This window comes from Tabrizicola sp. (assembly GCF_051645465.1).
Taxonomy (GTDB): domain Bacteria; phylum Pseudomonadota; class Alphaproteobacteria; order Rhodobacterales; family Rhodobacteraceae; genus Tabrizicola.
In genome coordinates, this window is sequence record NZ_JBOFBI010000277.1 from 1 (window position 1) to 7328 (window position 7328).

At 66.1% G+C, this 7328-nt stretch carries 7 protein-coding genes; 2 read left to right on the plus strand and 5 right to left on the minus strand.

Going from position 1 to position 7328, the window contains the following annotated elements; all coding sequences use genetic code 11:
• The coding region (locus ACRCSW_RS17605) for a Gfo/Idh/MocA family protein (protein ID WP_438706949.1) at positions 1 to 845 on the plus strand (845 nt) is incomplete at its 5' end.
• Positions 846 to 949: 104 nt separating this feature from the next.
• On the opposite strand, the gene ACRCSW_RS17610 is transcribed toward ACRCSW_RS17605, so the two are convergent.
• From ACRCSW_RS17610 to ACRCSW_RS17630, 5 genes are all read right to left on the minus strand, one after another.
• Positions 950 to 1840 carry an NUDIX domain-containing protein gene (locus ACRCSW_RS17610; RefSeq protein ID WP_438706950.1) on the minus strand — a complete coding sequence of 297 codons (891 nt, stop codon included), beginning with the start codon at positions 1838 to 1840 and terminating at the stop codon, positions 950 to 952.
• Between the two features lies 1 nt (position 1841).
• Positions 1842 to 2294 (minus strand): TrgA family protein, encoded by a 453-nt coding sequence (locus tag ACRCSW_RS17615; protein WP_438706951.1) that lies wholly within the window; start codon positions 2292 to 2294, stop codon positions 1842 to 1844.
• Between the two features lie 10 nt (positions 2295 to 2304).
• Positions 2305 to 3519 carry a class I SAM-dependent methyltransferase gene (locus tag ACRCSW_RS17620; RefSeq protein ID WP_438706952.1) on the minus strand — a complete coding sequence of 405 codons (1215 nt, stop codon included), beginning with the start codon at positions 3517 to 3519 and terminating at the stop codon, positions 2305 to 2307.
• Between the two features lie 58 nt (positions 3520 to 3577).
• Positions 3578 to 4990: a cryptochrome/photolyase family protein gene (locus ACRCSW_RS17625; protein ID WP_438706953.1), complete on the minus strand. Its 1413-nt coding sequence runs from the start codon at positions 4988 to 4990 to the stop codon at positions 3578 to 3580.
• Positions 4991 to 5170: 180 nt separating this feature from the next.
• A complete protein-coding gene (locus tag ACRCSW_RS17630; RefSeq protein WP_438706955.1) occupies positions 5171 to 6400 on the minus strand; it encodes an aminotransferase class V-fold PLP-dependent enzyme in 1230 nt (409 codons plus the stop codon).
• A gap of 208 nt (positions 6401 to 6608) precedes the next feature.
• On the opposite strand from ACRCSW_RS17630, the gene ACRCSW_RS17635 reads away from it, so the two are divergent.
• A partial coding sequence (locus ACRCSW_RS17635; protein ID WP_438706954.1) for an alkaline phosphatase PhoX occupies positions 6609 to 7328 on the plus strand: 720 nt, incomplete at its 3' end.

Consider the following 7328-nt stretch of genomic DNA (forward strand, 5'->3'; position numbering starts at 1 on the left):
TCCACGTCATCTGCGACAAACCCCTGACCGCCACCCTTCCGGAGGCGAAGAAGCTCGCCAAAGCCGCCGAGGCCTCGGGCGTCGTCTTCGCCCTCACCCACAACTACACCGGCTACCCGATGATCCGCCACGCCAAGGCGATGGTCGCCGCTGGAGACCTCGGCGATCTCCGCCTCGTCAACGTCGAATACGTGCAGGACTGGCTCTCCGAACCCCTAGAATCCACCGGCCAGAAACAGGCCGACTGGCGCACCGACCCCGCCCGCTCCGGCGCAGGCGGCTCCACCGGCGACATCGGCACCCACGCCTTCAACCTCGCCAATTTCGTCACCGGCCTCACCCTCGACACCCTCGCCGCCGACCTCACCGCCTTCGTCCCGGGCCGCCGCGTCGACGACAACGGCCATGTCCTCATGCGCTACAAGGGCGGCGCCAAGGGCATGCTCTGGTGCAGCCAGGTCGCCCCCGGCAACGAAAACGCGCTCCGCCTCCGCGTCTACGGCACCAAGGGCGGCCTCGAGTGGGCGCAGGAGGACCCGAACTACCTCTGGTTCACCCCCCTCGGCCAACCGAAGCGCCTGATCACCCGCGGCGGCGCTGGCTCCGGCCCCGAAGCCGCCCGCGTCACGCGCGTCCCCCCCGGCCACCCGGAGGGCTACCTTGAAGGCTTCGCCAACATCTACGCCGAGGCCGCCCGCGCCATCACCGCCGCCAAGACCGGCACCGCAACACCCGAAGGCACCACCTTCCCCGGCCTGAAAGAAGGCCTGGAAGGCGTGGCCTTTGTCGACGCCTGCGTCCGGTCCTCGGCAAGAAACGGAGCCTGGGTCAACCTCAACCTGTAACCACTTACAATTTATCTAAAATTTGCTTTCTCTTCTCCAAGTATCCCACGGGAGGTCCGGAGGGTGTGACACCCTCCGGGGCCTGCCACAAGCGCAGCGCCGGATCACCCGCGCAGCCGCCCCCGCTCGCGCTGCAACCAAAGCACCGTCAGAAGAAGCGGCGCATTGGAGATCTCTCCACCCGCCAAGGCTGCCATCAGCGCGTCGCACGACAGAAGATGCCCCTTGATATCCTCGGCCTCCTCGACGGCCCCGAAGACCCCCGCCACCCCATCCGGCAGATCGCAAAGTGCCACGTAGGAATAAAGATACTCCGCCACAGCCCCCGGTGTCGGATAGTACTCGGCCACCTTCTCCAGCCGCCCGAGCACCAGCCCCGCCTCCTCCACCGCCTCGCGCCGCGCAGCCTCCTCCGGCGTCTCACCCGGATCGATCCGGCCGGCAATCGCCTCCAGCTGCCAGGGCAACGGATCGCCTCGGCCAAAGGGTCCCATCCGCATCTGCTCGATCAGAAGCACCCGGTCGCGCACCGGGTCGTAGGGCAGCACCGTCACCGCGTCCCCGACGATCAAGACCTCGCGCGTGATCCATGGGCCAAGCGCTCCGTCAAACTGGCGATGCCGCAGCCGATAGGTATCCAGCCCGAAGAACCCGGCATGCGAAGGCTCTGGCACTTCAGCCTCCACCTCACCCGTGCCCACCCGCAAACTCCGCCCTGCTGCCCCGACCGCGCGGACCCGACTTGCCGCCGCGACCCGCAACGACCCCAGCCGCCGCGCGACACGCGCCGCTGGCAACCGGCCGAAACCCTGCATCACCAACCGGGCCAGGGCGAGAAGCTCGGGCTCGGGCGTCGTCGGCCAGGCGCCAGGGTCGGGGCCCCAGCCCATCACCTCGGCAAAGAACCCCAGCCGTGCCGCAGCAACCTCGCCTTCCGCCAGGCCGACCACCGCCTCCCGCAGCGCGGGCGGCCAGTTTCCGTCCGTCAGGTTCACCTTACCGCCAGCGCCGACCGGCGTTCTCGGTCACGATTCCGGCGATGATCCCGCCAATGAAGACAGCGCCCAACACGCCCAGCGACAACAGCGCTTCAGACCGCTGTGCCATCGTCAGGAACACATCGAGGATCGCATCCAGCGCGCCCTCGTAGCGCATCTTCACCGAGTTCATCAGCATCTCCTGCAACGCGAGAAGCAGAAGCGCCACGACCACGAAGATCACCGCCGTCTTGATCCCGGATCCGGCCGCCTCGATATAGCCCTTGCCGACCGATCCCCCCATGATCCGCCAGCCGACGATGGCACCGATAAGGGCCGCCGCCTCCCGGATCGGCCCGGCCGACGATGCATCCGGCATGTTCAGCGCATAGAAGTGCGCCACGATGAAGCCCACGACGGCAAAACTGATTGCTGCCATCAGCTTTGCACCGGTCGGCATCGGAGTGGCCATGCTTCATCCCTCAGGTTGGACGCGTCACCGTGATTTGCGTCACGTCACAGTTTCCACCCTGAAACGCGCCCGCGCAAGAGGCGAGGTAAAAGTCCCACATCCGCTTGAAGCGTTCGTCGAAACCCATCTTCCGGACCTCGGACCAGCGATCGTTGAAAACCTCATGCCAGCGGCGCAGCGTCAGGCTGTAGCTCTGCCCGAACTCGATCGACCCCTTCACCCGCAGCCCCGCCCTTTCCACTTCCGACCGCAGCACGGAAGGCGCGGGCAGCATCCCGCCAGGGAAGATGTATTTCTGAATGAAATCAACACCCCTGCGATACATCGGCCACCGATTGTCGGCAATGGTGATGATCTGCAGCGTTGCATTCCGGCCTGGCTTCAGCCGTTCCCGCAGGGTGTCGAAATAGATCGGCCAGTAGCGCTCACCCACCGCCTCGAACATCTCGATCGAGGCAATGCCGTCATAGCTCCCCCGTTCGTCGCGATAGTCCTGCAGCTTGATCTCGACCCGGTCCGACAGCCCCGACTTTGCGATCCGGTTCACCGCGAAGTCGTGCTGCGCCTGGCTGATCGTCAGTCCTGTGACCTTCAGACCGCGCTCCTTCGCCGCGTATTCGGCGAATCCGCCCCAGCCGCAGCCGATTTCCAGGACGTGATCGCCAGCGATTGCCCCCATCTGGTCGATCATGCTGGCGTATTTCCGGCGCTGCGCGGTTTCCAGGCTCTCCTGGGCATTCTCGAACAGCGCCGAGGAATAGGTCATCGTGTCATCCAGCCACAGCCGGTAGAAGTCGTTCCCGAGGTCATAGTGGTAGGAGATGTTCTTCTTCGCCTGCCGCCTGGAATTCGACTGCATCCAGAACCGCAGCCGCTCATAGGCGCGGACAAGACCAAGCCCCGGGAAACCGTCGCCCACCATCTTGTTGGCCGGATGCTGGATCAGGTCCAGAAACGCCTGCAGATCGGGCGTCGTCCACCAGCCGTCCATATAGGCGTCGCAAAAGCCAAGATCGCCTTCCCGGACGAGACGCGCGAACATGTCCGGGTTGACCACGGTGATTTCGGCCACAAGCCCGGCGGCTTTCCCCTCCACCCGGAACCGGCGCCCGTCCGGCAGGATAAAGTCCAGCCGCCCTTCCTCCAGACGGCTCGCGATCTCGAATGCTGTGGCAAAGTATCTCGGCAGCCCGCGCTGCCCCCTGACCGACGTCAGAACTTCCATGACCCCACCCCCAGGGTTTCTATTGTTGACACTATTTTCACCAAAGCCAGGCATTCACTCAAGCTTTTCGTGCAGAGTATGCCGCAAGGGCAAGCGCGCGGCCGTGATCGAGCTCAATGACCGGCGCCGGATAGGGCCGCTTCGGGTCAAGCCCCCAGGACCGCGGCGCGGCTGCGAAGAACGCCAGAGCCTCCGGGCCGGGATCCGGCGAAAGCTCGGCCAGGAACCGCTGCCGGTACCGGCCATCGGCGTCGAACCGTTCCGCCTGTCCGGCCGGATTGAAGATGCGGAAATAGGGCGCCGCATCCGGACCCGACCCCGCAACCCACTGCCAGCCCATCGCATTGGCCGCCGGGTCCCAGTCGGTCAGGCACTCGGCGAACCAGTTCAGCCCGACCTTCCAATGCGTCATCAGATGCTTCGTAAGGTAGCTCGCCGCGATCATCCGGGCGCGGTTGTGCATCGTGCCCGTCACATACATCTCGCGCATCGCCGCATCGACGAACGGCTCGCCCGTCATGCCCCGCCGCCAACGCTCGGCATCCGCAGTGTCCTCGCGCCAGGGAAAGCTGTCCCAGTCGGGCTTCCAGTTGGCATGGGTGATCCCGGGTGTGTGGTGCATCAGGTGATAGCTGAACTCTCGCCAGCCAAGTTCCCGCAGGAAGGCCTCTGCACCCGCCGCCCCCTCGTCCCGAGCCCGCAGCCCTGAGTACCAGACCTCCCGGATGCCGATCTCGCCATAGGTCAGGTTCTCCGAAAGCCGCGAGGTGCCCGCGAGACCCGGAAAGTCGCGCAAGGTGGCATAGTCCGCCACCGCCGCGTCAAGGAAGCCGCGCAGCCGCCCCCGCGCCGCAGCTTCGCCCACGGCCTGATGCCGGGCCACAACCCCCGCCCCCCGGTTCATCGCCCCGCCCATCTGCCAGCCGGCCAGATCGTCGCCCGCGGGCCATTGCTCCGGCCCGCATGCCAGCTCCGGCGCAAGCTCAGGCGCAGCAACCGGCAGACCTCGCATGGCCTTCCAGAACGGCGTGAACACCCGGTAGTAGCCACCTTGCCCGCTCTCGACCTCCCAAGGCTCATGGAGCAGATGGCCCGCGAAACTCCGCGCCTCGACACCCTCCGCCTTCAGCGCGGCCTTCACACCCGTATCGCGGGCAACCGCCGCCGGATCATAAAGCCGCGACCACCAGACCCCGCCTGCGCCCGTCTCGGCCAGAAGCCCCCGCAGCACCTCAAGGGCCGCCCCCCGTTGCAACACAAGCCGCAACCCGATCCCCTCAAGCGCCTTCGCAAAAGCCTCGACCGCCAACCCAAGCCGCCATTTCGCGGCCGCGCCGATCGCTTCGGTCTCCGGGTCCAGGATGAAAACCGGCACGAGCGCCCGCCCCGTCGCCACGGCAGCGGCCAGCATCGGCTGGTCCGAAAGCCGCAGATCGCGCCGGAACCACAGGATCAACGGTATGTCTGACATGCCCCAGCCTTTTCCCACCTGACAGATACGAACGGCGACCCCCGCCCGGATCACCTAACCCCTTTCATCTTTGCAAAAATATCCCCGCGCGGCGCGCTCTTGACCCGAGCCTCTGCGCGTTCTTCACGCGCAGAGGCGAGACAAGGAGTCTTCGCGCGTCAGCGCTCAATATGAAAACCGTCAGAGCACCCGGTCCAGCGCCCCGATCAGCCGCGCAACCTCCTCGGCGCTGGTGTAATGCACCGCCGACATCCGCAGGACCCCCTTCTCCAGGTCAATCCCCAGCGCCTCCAGCGGCCGGACCGCATAGAAATCCCCCGCCCAGCAGGCAATCCCGTTGCGACCCAACTCCTCTGACACCGGCTCCGCCGCCCGGCCCAGTTCCACCGCCACTGTCGGCGCCCTAAGCGCAGCCACGCGCGGCCCCAGAAGCCGCACGTCGTTCCGGCCGCCCAGATAGTCCAGCAGCGGCTGGATCACCGCCACCTCCTGCGCGCGCATCAGGTCATGCACCCCCCGGTTACGCGCCATCCCATCGCCAGTAACCCCATGCCGCTCTGCCAGCGCATCAACGTAATCCGCCATCCCCGCACAAGCCGCGATCTGGGCATGGTCCGGCCCCGCCGGAGTATGCCGCTTGTACAAGACCCCATGGTTGAAGAAATGCCCCTGCCCCGGCAGTTCCATCCCGAACGCCTCGCGCAGCACCATAATCCCCTGATGCGGCCCGTAGGTCTTGTAAGCCGAGAAGAGATACACATCGCACCCCAGCGCCGGGATATCCGGGAACCCATGCGGCGCGTAGCTCACCCCGTCCACCACCGTCCGCGCCCCTGCGTCACGCGCCATGGCAGTGATCGCCGCCACATCGTTGATCTCGGCAATCACGTTCGAGCAATGCGGGAAACAGACCAGCTTCACCATACCATCAGCCAGCAATGCAGCCAGCGACGGCAGCTCCAGCGACCCCGTCTCCCGGTCGATCTGCCACTCCCGGACCTCGATCCCCTCCTCCGCCAACCGCCGCCAGACGCCCGAGTTCGCCTCATGGTCCTGGTCCGTAACGACGACCGCCCCACCGGTCCCGGCCAGCCACTTCCGCACCGCTTGCGCCAGCACATAGGTGTTTGCGCTGGTCGAGGGCCCGAACGACACCTCCTCCCGCGCCACCCCCATCATCGCCGCGAGCCGATCCCGCGCCTCGTCCATCTCCGCGCCCCCCGCCTGCGCCCCAGGATAAGGCCCGTAAGGCTGCACCTTCCGGTCGCGGTAGAACCGCGTCAGCCGGTCCACCACCTGCACGCAAGGATAGCTGCCCCCGGCGTTTTCAAAGAATGCATGGGTCGACAGCACTGGCGAAGCAAAGGCGGGAAACTGCGAACGGACGAACTCAAGGTCAAGCGGCATCAGTGAAAACTCCCTCTTCAGCGCAGGTTTGACCGCGCCGCCAGCCGCCGTCAACCACAACGCCCGCACGGCACCAGCCGCCTTCCCTGTCACGGGCGCGTCATCAAAGGATCACAATCACGTTGCCCCAATTTCACGGGCCAACCGCAGTCTGACTGACGCACCGCCAAGGTGCCGTCCCAAGAACCGCTGCACTCCAGGGAGAACCCAGATGCTCACCAACACCAACCGCCGTGCGCTGCTGCGCGGGGCTGCCGCCTCTGCGCTTGCCATTCCCTTTGCCGGTCTCTCGTTCCGTCGCGCCGAGGCGCTGACCCGGCTTGAACCGATTGCCTCGCCCTACGGCCCCGTCGCCCCGGTCAAGGACCAGGTCACCGGCCTGCCCCTTCTGCAACTTCCCGAAGGCTTCACCTACCAGACCTTTGGCTGGTCCGGAGACACGATGGCCGACGGCAAGCCGAATCCGACCTGGCATGACGGCATGGCCGTTGTCCGCAGCCGCTTGGTCGGTGGCAAGGCCGAACTCACGCTGATCCGCAACCACGAAGCCACCATCGATCCGCGCTACGGCACCATCGGCGCCTCGGCCTTCTACGACAAGGGCACGGCACTTGTCGGTGAAGACGACGACGACAAGGAAATCATCGGCCCCGCCGCGGGCGGCAATACCAAGCTCATCTTCACAGACGGCAAGTTCACCGCGGTCGAGCCGGTCCTCGGCGGCACCTGGGTGAACTGCGCCGGCGGCCCGACCCCCGGGGGCACCGGGCTCACCTGCGAGGAAGACAAGTCCGACTTCACCGAAGTGGGCGGCATGCCGCACGGCTATGTCTTCGAGGTTTCGACCGAAGCGGGCGAAACCACTGCCAAGCCGATCAAGGAAATGGGCCGGATGGACCACGAGGCCGTCGCCTTCGACCCGATCAGCGGC

Bases quoted from the DNA above. Each gene is read 5' to 3' on its own strand.
- ACRCSW_RS17615 (WP_438706951.1), bottom strand. From the start codon at position 2,294: ATGGCCACTCCGATGCCGACCGGTGCAAAGCTGATGGCAGCAATCAGT.
- ACRCSW_RS17620 (WP_438706952.1), bottom strand. From the start codon at position 3,519: ATGGAAGTTCTGACGTCGGTCAGGGGGCAGCGCGGGCTGCCGAGATAC.
- ACRCSW_RS17625 (WP_438706953.1), bottom strand. From the start codon at position 4,990: ATGTCAGACATACCGTTGATCCTGTGGTTCCGGCGCGATCTGCGGCTT.